Source organism: Azospirillaceae bacterium (assembly GCA_028283825.1).
Classification (GTDB): domain Bacteria; phylum Pseudomonadota; class Alphaproteobacteria; order Azospirillales; family Azospirillaceae; genus Nitrospirillum.
Map to the genome: position 1 here is coordinate 121,257 of JAPWJW010000001.1, position 18,511 is coordinate 139,767.

General features: G+C 67.8%; 15 protein-coding genes. 14 read left to right on the top strand and 1 reads right to left on the bottom strand.

What is annotated here, in order from left to right:
- Window positions 1-13: 13 nt before the first annotated feature.
- Entirely contained in the window at window positions 14-655 is a 642-nt protein-coding gene (locus tag PW843_00305) for a TetR/AcrR family transcriptional regulator (protein MDE1145047.1), read from the bottom strand.
- Window positions 656-1,081: 426 nt separating this feature from the next.
- On the opposite strand from PW843_00305, the gene PW843_00310 reads away from it, so the two are divergent.
- The 14 genes from PW843_00310 to PW843_00375 all read left to right on the top strand — a co-directional run bounded on the left by PW843_00310 (window position 1,082) and on the right by PW843_00375 (window position 18,494).
- Window positions 1,082-3,172: a TonB-dependent siderophore receptor gene (locus PW843_00310; GenBank protein MDE1145048.1), complete on the top strand. Its 2,091-nt coding sequence runs from the start codon at window positions 1,082-1,084 to the stop codon at window positions 3,170-3,172.
- 14 nt (window positions 3,173-3,186) lie between these two features.
- The gene (locus tag PW843_00315) at window positions 3,187-4,350 is read left to right on the top strand and encodes an ABC transporter substrate-binding protein (GenBank protein ID MDE1145049.1); all 1,164 of its coding nucleotides are present in this window, start codon (window positions 3,187-3,189) and stop codon (window positions 4,348-4,350) included.
- Between the two features lie 199 nt (window positions 4,351-4,549).
- On the top strand, window positions 4,550-4,777 hold the full coding sequence (locus PW843_00320; protein ID MDE1145050.1) for a DUF2218 domain-containing protein: 228 nt from the start codon (window positions 4,550-4,552) through the stop codon (window positions 4,775-4,777).
- Window positions 4,689-5,654 carry a siderophore-interacting protein gene (locus PW843_00325; protein MDE1145051.1) on the top strand — a complete coding sequence of 322 codons (966 nt, stop codon included), beginning with the start codon at window positions 4,689-4,691 and terminating at the stop codon, window positions 5,652-5,654. Before PW843_00320 ends, PW843_00325 begins: the two co-directional genes overlap by 89 nt.
- A gap of 11 nt (window positions 5,655-5,665) precedes the next feature.
- Complete coding sequence (locus PW843_00330; GenBank protein MDE1145052.1) at window positions 5,666-6,733, top strand: iron ABC transporter permease; 1,068 nt, start codon at window positions 5,666-5,668, stop codon at window positions 6,731-6,733.
- The gene (locus PW843_00335) at window positions 6,730-7,536 is read left to right on the top strand and encodes an ABC transporter ATP-binding protein (protein ID MDE1145053.1); all 807 of its coding nucleotides are present in this window, start codon (window positions 6,730-6,732) and stop codon (window positions 7,534-7,536) included. Before PW843_00330 ends, PW843_00335 begins: the two co-directional genes overlap by 4 nt.
- A 404-nt stretch (window positions 7,537-7,940) precedes the next feature.
- Window positions 7,941-9,281: a SidA/IucD/PvdA family monooxygenase gene (locus PW843_00340; GenBank protein MDE1145054.1), complete on the top strand. Its 1,341-nt coding sequence runs from the start codon at window positions 7,941-7,943 to the stop codon at window positions 9,279-9,281.
- A 38-nt stretch (window positions 9,282-9,319) separates the two neighbouring features.
- Entirely contained in the window at window positions 9,320-9,562 is a 243-nt protein-coding gene (locus PW843_00345) for an MbtH family protein (protein ID MDE1145055.1), read from the top strand.
- 43 nt (window positions 9,563-9,605) lie between these two features.
- Window positions 9,606-11,000: a salicylate synthase gene (locus PW843_00350; GenBank protein MDE1145056.1), complete on the top strand. Its 1,395-nt coding sequence runs from the start codon at window positions 9,606-9,608 to the stop codon at window positions 10,998-11,000.
- Complete coding sequence (locus PW843_00355; GenBank protein ID MDE1145057.1) at window positions 10,997-11,863, top strand: alpha/beta hydrolase; 867 nt, start codon at window positions 10,997-10,999, stop codon at window positions 11,861-11,863. The genes PW843_00350 and PW843_00355 overlap by 4 nt, the downstream gene beginning before the upstream one ends.
- Window positions 11,856-13,493, top strand: coding sequence for an AMP-binding protein (locus PW843_00360; GenBank protein ID MDE1145058.1), 1,638 nt, complete (start codon window positions 11,856-11,858; stop codon window positions 13,491-13,493). Before PW843_00355 ends, PW843_00360 begins: the two co-directional genes overlap by 8 nt.
- Window positions 13,494-13,678: 185 nt before the next feature.
- Window positions 13,679-14,638: a LacI family DNA-binding transcriptional regulator gene (locus PW843_00365; GenBank protein MDE1145059.1), complete on the top strand. Its 960-nt coding sequence runs from the start codon at window positions 13,679-13,681 to the stop codon at window positions 14,636-14,638.
- A 240-nt stretch (window positions 14,639-14,878) separates the two neighbouring features.
- Window positions 14,879-17,353, top strand: coding sequence for a TonB-dependent receptor (locus PW843_00370; GenBank protein MDE1145060.1), 2,475 nt, complete (start codon window positions 14,879-14,881; stop codon window positions 17,351-17,353).
- Between the two features lie 52 nt (window positions 17,354-17,405).
- Window positions 17,406-18,494 (top strand): alkaline phosphatase D family protein, encoded by a 1,089-nt coding sequence (locus tag PW843_00375; GenBank protein MDE1145061.1) that lies wholly within the window; start codon window positions 17,406-17,408, stop codon window positions 18,492-18,494.
- Window positions 18,495-18,511 lie beyond the last annotated feature (17 nt).

Here is an 18,511-nt window from a genome sequence, read left to right on the forward strand (position 1 = left end):
CCGGGGGGCGCCTTCAGCGTCCGGCGCCGTGCAGGAACAGCGTCCAGGCCTGGTCGAAATAGGTGTCCTGGGCATCGGTGGCGGCATAGGTGGTGCGGCCCATCATGGCGTCGTTGGACGGCCCGAACACGATGGAGTGCAACAGGTGCGCGACCAGCACCTGTGGCGTGCCTTTGCCCAAGGTGCCGCCCGCCTGGGCTTCGGAGACCAGGGCGACCAGCCGGTCGGTGATGGGATCGCTTTCCCACTGGTCGTGCCGGCCCTCGCCGAAGACGACGGCCTCACTGAGCGCGATCCGGTTGAATGCGATCCTTTCCGGATCCAGGTTGACCGTCAGGCACCAGCGGGCGATGCGGCGCAGGCGGGCCAACGCGTCACCATCCCCGCCGGCGGCGTCGATCTCCATCTCCAGCCGTTCCAGCGTGCGCCCGCGCATGCGTTCGACCACCGCCTCGAACAGGGCGATCTTCGACGGGAACCGCCGATAGATGGTGTCTTTGCCGGCGCTGCAGGCCGAGGCAACCTGTTCGATCGAGGTGCCGGCGAAGCCCTGCGCCGCGAAAAGCTGGGCCGCGGTGTCGATGATGCGGTTGGAGGTTTCCGCCGCGTCCTCCTTGGGCGGGCGGCCGACACGTGTCCTGGGTTTTACAGTCATGCCCGCGCCCGCATCCGGCGTTCAGCAACGGGTCGCACCCCAGTGAACGAAAGACCGCGATCTTTCGTGAACCTACCGCCGACCATTCTCTTTCCTCACTTTTCGTCCCCAATCCGGCTGCGGGCCGGCGCGCGACAGATATCCGTCCTAACAGACGGGCGACGTGTCGCCAACGCCTAAACCCCTGACATTCGTACCGCGCCGCCACCTGGCCATCGCCATTAACACCGACAGCATATAACATCTGGACGGGATCGTTCCGTTTGTTTTATAGAAGTTACTATCGATAATGATGCGCATTCGCATAATGGGGACGCGTGCGCTCCTCCAGGCGAACGAACGAGAAGGGATCCAAAAGAAATGGTGGGGGTAATCTCAAAGCGGCTGTGCGCGGAACTGCTCACGGCGTCCGCGATTCTGTGCCCGATGGCGGCCTACGCCCAGCAATCATCCATCACCCTGCCGGCGGTCCGGGTGGAGGATGAGGCCCTGGTCGAGTCGACACGGGACGCCTATCTGAAGGCGGACACCACCAGCGCCACCAAGACCGACACGCCGGTTCTTGAGACCCCGCAGTCGGTCACCACGGTCACGCGCAAGCAGCTGGACGACCAGAATCCCCAGACGGTGAAGGACGCGCTGAACTACACGGCGGGCGTCCTGTCCGCCCCCGATACCAACAGCCGCTTCGACAGCCTGTTCATCCGGGGCTTCGGCGGTTTCGGCACCGCCACCCGGGTGGTGGATTTCCTGGACGGCCTGAAGCTGCCCCGGGGCCAGGCCTTCGCCCTGCCCTCGGTCGACCCCTTCCTGCTGGACAGCATCGACGTGCTGAAGGGGCCGTCCGCCATCCTTTATGGCCAGACCAGCCCCGGCGGCCTGGTGAACCAGACCAGCCGCGCGCCCACCGCCACGCCCCACACCGAAGCCCGGATCGAAGGCGGCAGCGAGGCGCGCCTGCAGGGCGGCGTCAGCACCCAGGGGGCCATCGACCCCGAAGGCCACTGGCAATACAGCCTGAGCGCCGTCGGCCGCCGCGCCGACACGCGCTATGACGACGTGAAGGAGGAACGGCTGGCCGTCAGCCCGGCGATCAAGTGGCAGCCGGACGCCAACACGCAGCTGACCCTGCGCGGCTTCTACCAGTACGATCCCAGCGGCGGCTATTTCAACTCGATCTACATGCGCTCGCTGGCGCCGACGGCCTATCAATCGGCCCTGAACCGCGACCTGAACGTGGGCGATCCCAAGTTCGACAGCTACAACCGCAAGCAATACGGCGTCGGCTACAGCTTCGACCACCGCTTCAACGATGTCGTCAGCTTCAGTTCCAAGACGCGTTATTCCGGCATCGACCTGGATTTCCAGAGCATGCAGATGGCGGCGGCCCTGTCCGACACCGGCATCCTGGCGCGCCAGGCCGTCCGGTCGATCGAGGATGTCAGCGGCGTGTCCACCGACAACCACGCGCAATTCGATTTCAAGACGGGCCCCATCGGGCACACGGTGCTGGCCGGCGTCGACTACCAGCATTCGGTGAGCAACTGGGAATACCGCTTCGGCGGCGCGCCGTCGCTGGACGTCACCGACCCGCAGTACGGCGTGTCGGTTCCCGCCCTGATGACCTACCTCAACAGCCGGCAGACGCTGGAGCAGACGGGCGCCTACATCCAGGACCAGCTGCGCCTCGGCGGCCTGCAGGCCACCTTGGGCGCCCGTAACGACTGGACGGACGAGGACACCCTGAGCCGCCTGGCGGGGTCCACCACCAGCCAGTCGGAAAGCGCGGCCAGCTATCGCGCCGGCCTGCTGTACAAATTCGACAGCGGCGTCGCCCCCTATTTCAGCTATTCCACGTCGTTCGAGCCGACCGTCGGCGTGGACGTGAACGGCACGGCCTTCAAGCCGACCAAGGGCAAGCAGTGGGAAGTGGGCGTCAAGTATGAGCCGACCTTCATCCAGGCGCTGTTCACCGTTTCCGCCTTCAATATCGAGCAGACGAACGTGCTGACGCCCAGTGCCGTCCCGGGCTTCAACGTGCAGCAGGGTGAGGTGCGGTCCCGTGGCCTTGAGTTCGAGGCGCGGGGCAACATCACCAAGAACCTGGAACTGATCGGCGCGCTGACGCTGCTGGACACGGCGGTCACGGAGACGACGGTGGCGACGACCTTGGGCAAGCGGCCCCAGGCTGTGCCCGACTACTACGGTTCCGTCTGGGCCAATTACAACATCGACAGCGGCCTGCTGGACGGCCTTAGCCTGGGTGGCGGCGTCCGCTTCGTCGGCAGCAGCTACGCTGACGACGCCAACACCATCAAGGCCGACGGCTATGTCCTGGTGGACGCGGCGGTGCGTTACGACCTGCGGAAGTTCAGCCCCAGCCTGAACGGCATGCAGGCCACGGTGAACGCCACCAACATCTTCGACCGGGTCTACTATTCCAGCTGCACGTCCAACTTCTATTGCCAGTACGGCAATGGCGCGCAGGTGCTGGTCGGCCTGCGCTACCAGATGTGAGGCGGCGGGATCCCATGCACCTTCACCGTCGCGCCTTCCTCCTTCTCGGCACGGCCGCCGCCCTCATCCCGTCTTCGGCGATGGGGGCGCCACCCCCGGCCGGAACCGTGATCGATGCGGTCGGCCGCACCGTCACGCTGCCGGGACCGGTGCGGCGGATCGTGCTGCTGGATGCCCGCGACGTGCTGGGCATGGCGATCCTGCATCCCGACCCGTCGGCCCTGGTGGTCGGCTGGGCGGGGGTCGACACCTTCGACAGCGACCTGGTGCGCCGGCAGTACGAGATGGGGGCCGACGGGCGCCCCATCCCGGCTGTCGGCGGCCAGACCGCCGACACCCTGTCGGTCGAACGCATCCTGGCGCTGGAGCCCGACCTGGTGGTGGCCACCGCCTATGTGGAGCCGGAACTAGGCAACGGCGCCCTGACCCGGCGCCTCAACGCGGCAGGCATCCCCGTGATCTTCAGCAACGCCGCCAGCAACCGGCCATCCGGCACGGGAACGGCCAGCGATCCTTTCAACGACATGGCCCGGACCTTGAGGATGTGGGGCACCATCCTGGGCAGGGGCGAAAAGGCCGATGCGTACATCGCCTTTGTCCAGGAACATTTGGCCCGGGTGAAGGACCGGCTGGGTGCCGCGCCACCGACCAAGGCCTATCTTGAGGTCCAATCCACCTACGACGATTGCTGCTGGGCGGCGGGGCAACACATCTGGGGCGACCTGTTGGCCCGGGCCGGCGGCGCCAACCTGTCCGCGGTCGCGGCATCCTGGTACGCCAAGATCGCCACCGAACAGCTGATGGCCGAGGCGCCGGCGGTCTACATCGCGTCGGGCGGGGCGTTCGGGACGGGCATGCGGCCCGGCATCGGTCCCGGCCTTGACCCCGAAACGGCGCGCGCGGGCCTGCGCCGGCTGACCCAGCGCACCGGCCTGGACACCCTGCCCGCCGTCCGTGACGGGCGGGTGCACGGCATCTGGACCGGCCTGATCGCCGTCGCCCCGCTCAACATCCTGTTCGTCGAGATCGCGGCCAAGTGGCTGCATCCGGACAAGTTCAAGGACTTCGACCCCGCCGCCACGCTGGCCGAGATCAACCGGCGTTTCCTGGCAAAGCCGCTGCCGGGTCCCTGCTGGCTGAGCCTGACGCCGCCCGGAACAACGAGCGACGGAGGCTGATACCAGCGGTGCGAGCCTTCAGCCCGTACCGCTGTAGGACGCGATCGCGTCCGCCGGAAGTTTTCGGGGAGCGTAGCGGACTGAAAACTGAGGAAGCCCAGCCCGCGGATGCGGGCGCCCGGCGCTTGAGGGGCAACTGAATAAACCCCTACCGCCACCGCATTGGCGGATGACGCACTGAACACGAAAGAAAAAACGCATGCCGCATCTCAAGGCCCAGGCCACCATCCATTTCCCCAACATCGCCAAATATTTCGACACCCTCATCCACTCTTTCTCCGCCCATAACATGGAACTGCAGGCCGATGGCGACGGCCACGCCATCACCTCGTCCTTCGGTGCCGCGCGCATGCGCGCCAGGCCGGCGGCGCTGGATTTGTTCGTGGAGGCATCGGACGCGGACCGACTTCAACCGCCTGAAGCATGACCTGACCGGCCTGCTCGATTTCGTCGCCCGCCCGGAAAACCTGGAGATCGCCTGGACGGGCGACACGGCCGGCGCGGCATTGCCGCCGGACTTGCGCGTCCTGACCGTGGCCCACGTCCAGGCGCCGACACCACGCCTGCGCCGCGTCACCTTCCATGGCGACGATCTGGCGCGTTATGCCGCCCCCGACCAGATCCACTGCCGCCTGATGTTCCAGGCCAAGGGTGTCGCCACCCCGCAATGGCCGCACCTGGACGACAACGGCCGCATCGTCTGGCCCGACGCCGGCAAACTCACCTCCCGCATCTTCACCATCCGGCGCATCGACGCGGCGGCGGGGACGCTGGACGTCGATTTCGTCATCCATGAGGGGACGGGCCCGGGCTCATCCTGGGCGGCGAACGCGGCACCGGGCGACATCGTCGGCATACTGGGGCCCGCCGCCTATGGCCTGCGGCCGGCGGCTTGGTACCTGCTGGCGGGGGATGAGACGGGCCTGCCCGGCATCGCCCGCATCCTGGAAGGGTTGCCCGCCACCGCCACGGGCGTAGCGCTGGTCGAGGTCGCCGACGCGGCGGAGGAACAGATGATCGCCGGGCCGCCGGGCGTGGAGATCCGCTGGCTGCACCGGGATGGCGCGGCACCGGGCACCACCCCGCTGCTGTCCGATGCCTTGCGGGCCGTGGCCTTTCCGGCCGGCCGCGACGACGTCTTCTGCTGGGTGGGGGCCGAATATTCGACCTTCCGCGACATGCGGACTTATCTGCGCACCAACATCGGCGTGCCCGCATCCCGCATGATCGCCTTTTCCCACTGGCGGCGGGGGATGAGCGAGGAGACCATCGCCGAGGTCGGCATATCGGCCGTCACCGCATGACCCCGGCACGAATGACCCAGGTGATCGACATGCACCAGGCAACGCCCCCGGAACCCGCGACGGGCTATCGCCGGATGCTGCGCCGCCGCCGACTGCTGATCGCGGCATTGGCCGGTCTGCTGCTCATCGCCCTGATCCTCGACATCGCCACCGGTCCCGCCAGCCTAGGCGTGGAGCAGACGGTCAAGGCACTGCTGGGACTGGATGGGGCCAGCCGGACCGGGCGCCTGATCCTGTGGGGCGTGCGGGTGCCCCAGGCGCTGACCGCCATCCTGGTGGGTGCCGCCCTGGCCCTGGCGGGGGCGGAGATGCAGACCATCCTGGACAACCCGCTGGCCTGTCCCTTCACCCTGGGGGTCTCATCCGCCGCCTCTTTCGGGGCGGCGCTGGCCATGATCCTGGGTGCGGGCCTGCCCTTCCTGCCGGCGAGCTGGCTGGTTCCCGCCAACGCCTTCGTCTTCGCCTTCGGATCGGTGCTCCTGCTGCAGGCGGTGGCCTCGCGGCGCGGGGCGCGGGCGGAACGGCTGGTGCTGTTCGGCATCGCCATGGTCTTCACCTTCAACGCCCTGGTGGCGCTGGTCCAGTTCGTGGCGTCCGACACGGCGTTGCAGCAGTTCGTGTTCTGGACCATGGGATCGATCTCGCGGACCGGCTGGCCGGAAATCGCCCTGCTGGCCGTGGCGCTGGCCATCACCTACCCCGCCGCGTTCCGCGCACGGTGGCAGCTGACGGCCCTGCGCTTTGGTGAGGACAGGGCGCGCAGCTTCGGCGTGCCGGTGGCGCGGCTGCGCTTCGTCACCCTGCTGCGGATCAGCCTATCGGCGGCACTGGCCGTCGCCTTCGTCGGCACCATCGGTTTCATCGGCCTGGTCGGCCCCCATATCGCCCGGTTCCTGGTGGGGGAGGATCACCGCTTTTTCCTGCCGGCCAGCGTGCTGACGGGCGCCATCATCATGTCCCTGGCCTCATTGGCCAGCAAACTGATCGTGCCCGGCGTCCTGCTGCCCATCGGCATCGTCACGTCCCTGGTCGGCATTCCCCTGTTCGTCACCCTGATCCTGAGGGAGCGTCCGGCATGACGGAAAAGGCCCTTCACGTCTCAGGCCTGGGTGTCGGTTATCCCCGGCGGCAGGTCATCCACGACCTGTCGCTGCCACCCCTGCCGGCGGGCACGATCACGGCGCTGATCGGTCCCAATGGTGCCGGCAAAAGCACGCTGTTGCGCGCCCTGGCAGGCCTGCTGCCGGCCAAGGGGGAGGTCGGCTACGACGGACAATCCCTGCTGGGGCTGGCGCCCCGCGACCTGGCGCGCCTTGTCACCTACATGCCGCAGAGCCTGCCCCAGGGCGTGGCGCTGACGGTGATCGAGTCCGTCATCACCGCGCTGCGCGTGTCCCCGCCGCCCGGGGAACGGTCGGACACCCGTTTCCACGCCGAGGCCGACGCCGTGCTGCGACGGCTGGAGATCGGCCCCCTGGCGCTGGCCACCCTGGATGAGCTGTCCGGCGGCCAGCGCCAGCTGGTGAGCCTGGCCCAGGCCATCGTGCGCCGCCCCCGCATCCTGCTGCTGGATGAGCCGACCAGCGCGCTGGACCCCCGCCACCAGATCGATGTGATGGCGGCGGTGCAGGAGACGGCGCGGGCGGAGGGCATGATCGTCCTGGTCGTGCTGCACGACCTGAACCTGGCGCTGCGCTGGGCGGATCTGGTCGTCCTGCTGGCCGACGGCGCGCTGGTGTCAACCGGCCCGCCGGAAGCGGCGGTAACGGCGGAGACCCTGGCTGCCTGCTATCACGTCGCGGCCCGGATCGAGCGCTGTTCCCAGGGCCGGCCGCATGTCCTGTTCGACGGTAAAATCGATGGCCCCGCCCCCACGACGTGACGGGTGCGCAACCCTGGGGGGAGAGACGCGGGACGGCGCGCGATTTTCGCAACGCCCCGCATGAATTATCTAGACGGAACCGTCCCGTTTGCATTATAGAATAGTGATAGTAATTCGCATTTGCATTCATAATGGGATTGCGATCACGCTTCTGACGCCAGTGCCCGACCATGCTTCCGGTGCGGGGCCATGTCTCCCCCAAGGCCTTCGAGATAAATCCACCCGGATTTCACGGACCGGCGTTCCCCCATATCCCCAGCCCCGAAAACCAGGTTGGCCCGACTTCAAGTGTGATCGCCCTGAAACCCGCCGCCCCGTAGGAGGCCGATGTGACGTTTCTTCCGACTGACGCCGCAAGCCGCGAAACGAACGGACCCCACATGCCCCGGACTGAGGAATTTGCCGTGCGCGCCATACCGTCAGATCAGGCGCCGAAGGGCGCCGGCCTTCCCGACGTCGACCTGCTGGGCATCGGGTTCGGCCCGTCCAATCTGAGCCTGGCGATCGCCATCGAAGAGGGCAACCAGGAACTGCCGCGCGATCAGCGGCTGACCGCCCGCTTCATCGAATCAAAACCCCGCTTCGGTTGGCACAACGGCATGCTGCTGCCGGGAACGACCATGCAGATCAGCTTCCTCAAGGACCTGGTGTCCCTGCGGACGCCCACCAGCCCCTACACCTTCCTGAGCTATCTGCACGACCGGAAAAGACTGTCGGACTTCATCAACCTCAAGACCTTCTATCCGACACGCCAGGAGTTCCACGACTATCTTGTCTGGGCGGCCGAACGGGTGTCCCTGCCGGTGTCCTATGGCATGGCGGCGACCCGCATCGATTGGCAGGCCGGTCGTTTCGTGGTGACGACGGCCACCCGCGCCGGTGCTGCGGAGACCGTCACGGCGCGCAACATCGTCATGGGCATGGGCCTGCGCGCCGTCCTGCCGCCGGGCATCGTACCCGGCCCCCGAATGTTCCATAATCATGAGCTGCTGCCCAACCTGGCCAAGATTCCGTCCCGCACCAACCGGCGTTTCCTGGTCGTCGGATCCGGACAGAGTGCGGCCGAGGTCGCGGCATACCTGCATGAGACCTACCCCGATGCGGAGGTCCACGCCGCCCTCCGGCGCTTCGGCTACTCCACCTCCGACGACACGCCCTACGCCAACCGCATCTTCGATCCCGCCGCGGTGGATGAGTTCTATACCGCCCCGCCGGACCTGAAGCAGCGGCTGCTGGAATGCCACTGGCTGACCAACTACTCCGCCGTCGATGCCGACCTGATCAACGAGCTTTACCGGCGGGAATATGATGAATCCGTCCGGGGAACCCGGCGCCTGCACATCCACCGGACCACGGAAATCGGGCGGTTCGAGGAGGCGCTCGACGGGGTGACGGTCACCCTGCGTGACCTGGGCGACCGGCACAGCGCGCAGATCAAGGTCGATGCCGTCGTGCTGGCCACCGGGTTCCAGCCGTCCAGCGTCCGTGACCTGCTCGGCCCCACCATCGACGCCGCCGGGGCATTCGATGGGGACCTTCCGGTGGTGGATCGCGACTATGGCCTGCGTCTTCCCGTGGCCGGGCGCATCTACCTCAACGGCGGCGTGGAGCACAGCCACGGCCTATCCTCGGCACTGCTGTCCAACGTGCCCATGCGGTCCGCCGACATCCTTAACGCCGTCGTGGCCGACGGCGGGCGCGGCACCCAGGGGGCCCACGCCCCCTACGCCACCGTCATGGCCTGATCCTCAAAGCCAAACCACCACGCCAGGGACGCACCCCCATGAGCAGCAACCCGTTCGACGACGCCACCGGCACCTTCTACGCCCTCGCCAACGCTGAAGAGCAGCATTCCCTCTGGCCGGCCTTCAAGGCCGTTCCCCAGGGCTGGACCATCGTCTACGGCGCGCCCGACGGCGCCCCGCGACAGGAGGTCCTGGACTGGATCGACCGGACCTGGATCGACATGCGTCCCAAGTCGCTGCGTGACCGGATCGCCCAGGGCCCGTCGGGCCGGGCCAATTGACGCCAGTCCCAATAATCCCAATAAGAGGAAGGAGGATCCCGAGATGGCCGTGAACAGCTTTGGTGCGACCCAAGCCAGAGCCCGCCATGTCGTCCCCTTGGAAGTCGACATCATCACCGCGGCCGGCGCCCTGGCCGCGACGATGCAGGAAAACCCGCCGGCAGCGCCCGATGCGGCGTCGATGCCCTACGTCCTGTATGAGAAAGATGGGGAGATCCTGTTCGCGGCGGGTGAGGCCGTGGTGCTGACGCTGGACCAGACCGGCCTGCACCTCAGGACCTCCCGGGGCACACGCACCGAACCGCTGGGCGACCGCCCCCTCAAACAGATCCAGGCGGCACTGGCGGGCCTGGCCGAGGCTGACGGCCTGCCGGACCCGCAGTGGCGCGCCTACGGCTGGGCCGCGTTCGAATTCTCCTGCCTGCTGCACGGCCTGCCGATCCCGAAGGACGCCGGCACGCTGCTGCACCTGTCGGTGCCGCGCCATGAGGTCCACCTGCAATCCGGACAGGCGGAAATGCGGGTGGCCGATCCGGCCCTCGCGACCCTGTGGGAACAGGCGCTGCGCGACGCGCGGCCGGAGGAGCGTCCCGAGCGCGTCCTGGTCGATGAGGTCAGCGACACCAGTGGATATCTGGCCGCCGCCGCCGACACCATCCGAGTGATCGACGGCACCCGGTTGCGCAAGGTCATCCTTTCCCGCTCCGTGCCCGTGGCGGGGGAGGTCGACCTGGTCGGCAGTTACCAGGCGCTGCGCCGCAACAACACGCCGGCGCGCTCATTCCTGCTGCGGCTGGGCGGCATCGCCGCCGCCGGCGTCAGCCCGCAGGCCATCATCGAGGTCAGCCCGGCCGGCGCCATCGCCACGCAGCCGCTGGCCGGAACCCGGGCGCTCACCGGCCAGCCCGCCACCGACGCAACCCTGCGCGACGAGTTGCTGGCCGATCCGAAAGAGATTTACGAACACGCCCTGTCGGTGAAGCTGGCGCAGGATGAGATCGCCAGCGTCAGCGCCGACGGCAGCGTGGTCGTGGAAGATTTCATGCACGTCGTGGCACGGGGCAGCGTCCAGCACATGGCCTCGTACGTCCGTGGCCGGCTGCGCCCCGACGCCAGTTGCTGGGACGCGTTCGGCAGCGTCTTTCCCGCCGTCACCGCCTCCGGCATTCCCAAGCGCCAGGCGTGCGTGGAGATCGTCCGGCGCGAGCAATCCCCCCGGGGCCTTTACAGCGGCGCCGTGCTGACCGTCGATCACCAGGACGCGCTGGACGCGGCCCTGGTGCTGCGGTCGGTGTACCAGCGGGCCGGCGCCACCTGGCTGCGCGCCGGCGCCGGCCTGATCTCGCAATCCAACGCGGAGCGCGAGTTGGAGGAAACGCGGGAGAAGCTGCGCAGCGTCAGCCGCTTCCTGGTGCCCCGCTTGAGGAAACCGGCATGACGGTCGCACAGATCAACGGCATCCGCATCGCCTATGAGGATACGGGCGGGACGGGTGAGACCATCCTGCTGGTGATGGGCACCGGCAGCCCGGGCCGCGTCTGGCACCTGCACCAGGTGCCGGCCTTCCGGGCGGCCGGGTTCCGGGTCGTCACCCTCACCAACCGGGGCATCCCGCCCAGTGATGAGTGCGCGCAAGGCTTCACCATGGATGACATGGTGGGCGACGTCGTCGGGCTGATCCAGCATCTGTGCTGCGGCAAGGTTACCCTCATCGGCACCTCGCTGGGTGCCCGGATCGTGGTCGAAACGGCGCTGGCCCGGCCCGACCTGGTCGCCCGCGTGGTGGCGCTGGCCGCCCACGCCCGGCTGGAACCGGTGCAGCGGGCCATGACACTGGGGGAGATCGCCTTGGCCGACCAGGCCGTCCCCCCGCCGGCGGACTATCGCGCTGCCATCGATGCGTTGCAGTACCTGTCGCCGGCCACCTTGCGCGATGAGCGCACCGCCCAGGATTGGCTAGACATGTTCGCCTTCAATGACGGCCGCATCAGCGCCGGCCACAAGGCCCAGCTTCAGATCTCGGCGGACCTGGGCGACCGCCGCCCGGCCTATCGCAAGGTGGCGGTGCCGCTGCTGGCCGTCGGCTTCGCCGATGACGCCGCCATCCCGCCCCGGCTGAGCCGGGAGGTGGCCGACGTCGTCCCCGGCGCTCGGTACGTGGAGGTGCCGGACACGGGGCACTACGGCTACCTGGAGAGGCCGGAGGAGGTCAACCGCCTCATCCTCGACTATCTGCGCGGCGCGCCCGCGACAGCCGACACGCCCGCGGCATCCGTGAACCTTAGGATTCATCATGGCTGAAATCGCCCCCTCGACATGGCCGGCCGAGTTGGCCGCACGGTATCGCGCGCTGGGCTATTGGCGCGGGATCGACCTGACCGCCCCCGTGCGGGAACGGGCCCGGACTACGCCTGACCGCATCGCGCTGATCGATTCCGCCGGACGCCGGCTCAGCTACGCCGAACTGGACCACACAGCGGACCGGGCGGCGGCGGCGCTACGCCAGTGGGGATTGAACGCCGGCGACCGCCTGATCCTGCAACTTCCCAACGTCGTCGAACTGGTGGCCCTGCTGCTGGGCTCCATCCGCGCCGGGATCATCCCCGTCATGGTATTGCCCACACACCGGGAGCAGGAAGTCGGCCACCTGGCGCGCGCATCGGGTGCCGTCGCCTACGCCATCCCCGACGTCATGGCCACCTATGACTTCCGGGCGCTGGCGCGGCGCGTGCGCGAGGCGGCACCGACGGTGCGTCAAATCCTGGTGGTCGGCGACCCTGGTGACGACCCGGCGGCGACCCGCTACGACGATCTGCTGGGCCGGGCGGTGGACGCCGAACGGTTCGCGGCGCCGGACCCGGCTGCGGTCGCGCTGTTCCTGCATTCCGGTGGCACGGGGGGACTGCCCAAGCTGATCCCGCGCACCCATAATGATTATGAGTACAACGCCCGGGCCAGCGCCGAGCTGTGCGGCCTGGATGAGGACACCGTCTATCTGGTCAGCCTGTCGGCGGCGCACAACTTCCCCCTCGCCTGTCCCGGCATCCTGGGCACCTTCGCGGCCGGCGGCACCGTGGTGCTGGCCCGCGACCCCAGCCCGTCGTCGGTCTTCACCCTGATCGCGAAACACCGGGTGACGATCACCGCCGCCGTTCCCACCCTGGCGGCGCTGTGGCTGGAAGCGCGCGAATTCGACGACACCGACCTTTCCAGCCTGCGTGTCATCCAGGTGGGCGGGGCGAAACTGGCCCCGTCCCTGGCGGCGCGCCTGCACGAGGTCTTCGGCATCCGGGTGCAGCAGGTCTTCGGCATGGCGGAAGGGTTGCTGAACTTCACGCGCGACGACGACGCCATCGACCTGGTGGAAACCACCCAGGGCCGGCCGCTGTCGCCCGACGATGAAATCCGTATCGTCGATGAGGCGGGGGCCGAGGTGGCGGCCGGCGAGGTCGGCGAACTGTGGACCCGTGGCCCCTACACCATCCGCCGCTATGCGGCCTCACCCGAGGTGAACGAGCGCGCCTTCACCCCGGACGGTTTTTACAAGACCGGCGACATGGTGCGCCGCCTTGCCGCCGGACATCTGGTGGTGGAGGGCCGCGCCGGCGACCAGATCAACCGGGGGGCGGAGAAGTTCTCCGCCATCGAGATCGAGGACCATCTGATCGACCATCCCCTGGTGCGCGAGGTCGCCGTGATCGGCGTGCCCGACCCGGAACTGGGCCAGGCGTCCTGCGCCTTCATCCGGCCGCTGGAAGCACCACCCAGCCTGCGCGACCTGAAGGGTTTCCTGCGGGCGCGGGGTGTCGCGACCTACAAGCTGCCCGATCACATCCGCACGGTGGCCGAAATACCGCTGACCCGCTTCGGCAAGATCGACCGTAAGCGCCTTCTGGTCCAGTACAGCGATGCGATCGAGGCACAGCAATAAAAATGAAACGTTTCATTCGTTCTTGCCACCACATCGCTTGACACCGGCCCCGCCAGCTCACCCAATGGGCGGGCCGGCGGGGGTGGGTGGTACGTTCGTCCCGGCCCGGATCGAACGATTAAGGACCGTGCATTCAGATGAACCGGGATGAAGGAACGGGCGGCAGGCGCCCGACCTTGAAGGACGTGGCCCTGGCCGCGGGGGTGTCGGTCGCCACGGTCTCATACGCCTTGAACGATGCGGGTTCCGTCGGGGGCGATACCCGCCGGCACGTGCTGGAGGTGGCGGCCCGCCTGGGCTACCGTCCCAACCTGAGCGCCAAGGCCATGCGCACCGGCAAGACCGGCGCCATCGGCCTGATCCTGCCCGACCTGACCAACCCCTTTTTCCCCGCCCTGGCGCAGAACGTGGTGCACGCCGCGCGGGAAAGCGCCTACAGCGTCTTCGTCACCGACACCCAGGGCTCGCAAGAGGCGGAGCGGGCGGCGGCCGAGGCACTGGTCCAGCGCGGCGTCGATGGCCTGATCTGGTTCCCCATCAATGATGAGGACACGCTGTCCGGCCTGGTCGACACCATCCCCGTGGTGGTGCTGGACCGCGACAACCCCCGGCACGACATCATCCAGATCGACGTGGCCTCCGGCGGCCGCATGGCGGCGGAACGCCTGATCCAGGCCGGCCACCGTCGCGTCGGCGTCATTTCCGGCCCTGCCGACGTGCGCAGTTCGCGCCAGCGCTCCGACAGCAGCGCGGAGGTGCTGCGCCACCACGACGCCCTGGCCTGGCACCTGCACAACTCCTATTCCTTCGACCTGGAGCCGTCGGTGGCCGCCGCCGTCACCGACGGGTCGGTCACGGCCTTGTGCGTCGGCGCCGACCTGATCGCCCTGGGCGCCATCAAGGCCCTGCACCAGCGCGGCCTGCGCGTGCCGGACGACATCTCCATCATCGGGTTCGACAACATCCCCTACGCGGCCCTGACCTTCCCCGGCCTGTCCACCATCAACATCCCGGTGGAGGAGATGGGGATAGAGGCGGTGAACACCCTGCTGCGGCGCATCGCCCGGCCCGGCGAGTCCCGCCGCCGCCTGGTGTTCGACGTCGCCTATGTCGAGCGCGGCAGCGTGGCCCCGGCCCGACTTTAAGCGCCCTTCACCCCCAGGCGTCCCCTTCCCGCCCGCCGCGCGGGCTAAAACCTACCGGTTACCGTCCGTGACATTTAGATGAAACGTATAAGTTGCTAATTGACCATATCCCGAATCCAACTTATGAAACGTTTCATCAAATCGCGCCGCATTGGGGTGGCGCTGGCGGCCGCGGGGCAGTCGCAGGCCGGGACCAGGAAGGGGATTGGGGAAATGAACCGGAAAATGGCGCGGCGGGGCATGGGGTTAGGTGGGTGGTGGCTGGCGGGGGTGTCGCTGTGGGCGCTGGCGGCAGGTGCTGCCCATGCCGCCGATGGCGCGGCGTCGCCGGCGGGCGACGACAGCGGCCTGGATGAGATCGTCATCACCGCCCACAAGCTGGGCCTGGGGGAGACCCGGGCCAACAGCGTGGTGGATGAGGACGCCATCAAGGAACAGCCGCCTGGGCTGGATCCGCTGAAGATGATCAACCGGGTGCCCGGCGTGCTGGTGGGGTCCAGCGACGCCATGACCGGCAGCTTTTCCATGCGCCTCAGCATGCGCGGCCTGAACAAGGAACAGATCGGCATTTCGGTCGACGGCATCCCCAACGGGTCCACCCTGTCCAACGGCGGCACCATGCCGTCGCGCCTGCTGGATGGCGGCAACCTGGAGCACATCTCCGTCTCACAGTCGGCGGGGGAGATCGGCACGCCGTCGAACCAGGCGCTGGGCGGTTTCATCGACTACCAGACGCGCGATCCTAGTGACACGGCCGGCGGTGCCGTCGAACTGTCGGCCGGCGACGTGGGTTATCGCCGCGCCTTCGCCCGGCTGGACACGGGCGAAATGGCGCGCGGCCTGACGGGTTACCTCAGCGTATCGCATGAGGAACTGAACACCTGGCCCGGCGCGCAATCCGGCCAAAGCCGGCGCGACCATGCCGACCTCAAGCTGGTGAAGGAATTCGACAGCGGCGTGAAGGTGAAGGCCAGCCTCAGCTACAACAACCTGGCGGACAACGACTATGACGCGGTCGCCCTGCGCGCCGTCACCGCCCCTTATTACAAGGCCAATTTCGAGAGCAATCCCAACACCGACGGGCTGACCGACACCTGGACCGGCAATCCCAGCATCGACCAGAACAACCGCGGCACCCGCGGCATCGACAGCCGGGAATACTTCACCCACGTCGATGTCTATGTGCCCGTGACGGACAACATCTCCTTCACCGTCAAACCCTATTACCACCATGAGGAGGGGGCGGGCTGGTTCTACGTGCCCTACGTCCAGCTGCCCGCCAACGGCCAGCTGTACAGCGCCGTGCCCCAGGGCGGCAGCGTCACCGGCACGGTGCAGGAATGCTACGCCAACCAGTACGCCCACAGCGCCAGCGGCGCCCTGATCCCCCTGGCGGCCGTGACCTACCCCACCGGCACCAGCGCCGCGGCGCTGAAGGCCGCCGGCTGCCCCGCCGCCGCCAAGTACCAGATGAACCCCACCAGCCAGTGGGGCGACCGCGAAGCCTCCCGCCGCAAGGGTGGTTACGAGATGAACCGCGAAGGCATGCTGAGCGAGGCCAAGGGCAGCATCGGCGACAACCAGGAGGTGCGCGTCGGCATGTGGTTCGAACACATCGACCGCTCCAAGACCCGCGACTGGTACAAGGTCACCGACGCGGCGCAAAGCGACGTCTACAGCGACAGCGGCCTGTATTCCATCACCCAGGACCGCCATTACGCATCCGACACGCACATGTATTACGGCCAGTACAAGCTGCGCTTCCTCGATGACAAGGCGGAACTGTCGGCCGGCCTGACCTACCAGGATTTCGATGAGACCTACCGCTCACCGGTGGAGTTCTACGGCACGCGGGGATTGAGCGTGCATTCCGACATCCTGCCCAAGGCCGGCCTGCTGTACCACCTGACCGACAATCTGGAACTGTTCGCCAGCGGGTCGCAGAACTTCAGCGCCCTGCCCGACACGGTGTTCGAGGGCACCGCCGCCATCGACAGCAAGAAGGGCATCCAGCCCGAGACGTCGAACAACTACGACATCGGCGCCCGCTGGGCCCTGGGCAATTTCGGCTTTTCCGTCCAGGGCTACTGGATCGACTACAACAACCGCATCTCCATCCAGTACGGCAACCCGGACGGCGACATCTTCAGCCGCGATGCCACCACCACCTTCCTGAACCAGGGCGGCATCACCTCACGCGGGGTGGAGGTGACGGCGACCGCCCAGTTCGGCGCAGTCGACCTGTATGGCAACTACGCCTTCAACGACGCCTTCTACAAGGTGGCGACCCCGGCGGAGGGCATCGCCGCCGGCGACCCGGTGCTGGGCCAGCCGCGCCACAGCCTGTATGGCGAGGTGGGCTGGCGCCCGCTGGATCCCCTGCGCCTGATGGTCAACGCCCGCTACGTCGGCCGCCAGGCTGGCACCTATGGTGCCGTGCAGAACACCGTCGTCACCGGCGGGCCCGCCTATTACCCCCGCGAATACATGCCGGCCTATACCCTGGTGGGCCTGTCGGCGACATACCGCCTGCCCGATGATTGGGTGGGGCCGCTGCACGACACCGAAATCGCCGTCAACGTCGACAACCTGCTGAACGAACATTACCTGTCCGGCATCGGGATGGAACTGACGACCACCAACCCGCTGAGTTCGGGCCGCTATTTCCTGGGCAGCCCGCGCACCTTCGTCGTCACCCTGCGCGCCAAGTACTGAGCCTGGAACCCGCCCCCGCCACCAACGGCGGGGGCACTTTCCCGTTGGGGGCATGATGTTCAACCGCCGATCCCTGCTGGCTGGCACCGGAGCCGCCCTGCTGACCCGCACGCGGCTGGCCCGGGCGGGCCTGCGTGAGGGCAGCCCGCTGCTGACCCGCATCGCCTTCGGCTGCTGCGACCATCCGGAAATGGCGCAGGACATCTGGCCGGCCATCGCCGCCGCCGATCCCGACCTGTTCCTGTTCCTGGGCGACACCGTTTATGCCGACGACGCGGTGACGGCCAAGGTGGGCATCATCCCGGCCCTGGCGAAGATGTACCGCCTGCTGGACGGCAGCCCGGAATTCCGCGACTTCCGCGCCCGGGTGCCCATCGAGGCCACCTGGGACGACCATGATTTCGGCGTCCACGACGGCGGCGGCGATTTCCCGCAGAAGGACGCGGCCCGCACCCTGTTCCTGGATTTCTTCCAGGCGCCGGCCGACGACCCGCGCCGCACCCGCCCCGACGGCGTCTATCGCGCCATCGAACTGGGCGCGCCGGAGCGGCGGGTGCAAATCCTGCTGCTGGATCTGCGCTACAACCGCGACCCGCTGTTGCGGCATGCGGAGCCGGAACGGACGGCACCCAGCGGCTTCGGTCCCTATCTGCCCAACCTGGACCCGGCCGCCACCATGCTGGGCGGGGCGCAGTGGCGCTGGCTGGAGGAACAGCTGCGCCGACCGGCCAAGGTCCGGCTGATCGGGTCCAGCGTGCCCTACGCCGCCGGGCATCGCGGTTATGAGGCCTGGACCAACTTCCCCTTGGAACGCCAACGCCTGGCCGACCTGATCGGCCGCACCCGCGCCGGCGGTGTCGTCTTCCTGAGCGGGGAAATCCACTATGGCGAGATCAGCCGCCTGGACCAGCACACACCCTACCCACTTTACGACATCACCAGCAGCGGCCTGACCCATTACTGGCCCCTGCCCGGCCCCAATTCGAACCGCCTGCCCATCGGCACCGTCACCCAGCGCAATTTCGGCATGATCCACATCCTGTGGGAACCGCCGGAACCGCAGGTGGTGATGGAGGTGCGATTGGCGGACGGCACCATCGGCATCCAGCACACGGTGGCGCTGGACCGCCTGCACGCCTGACACAAATCTCTGTTTTG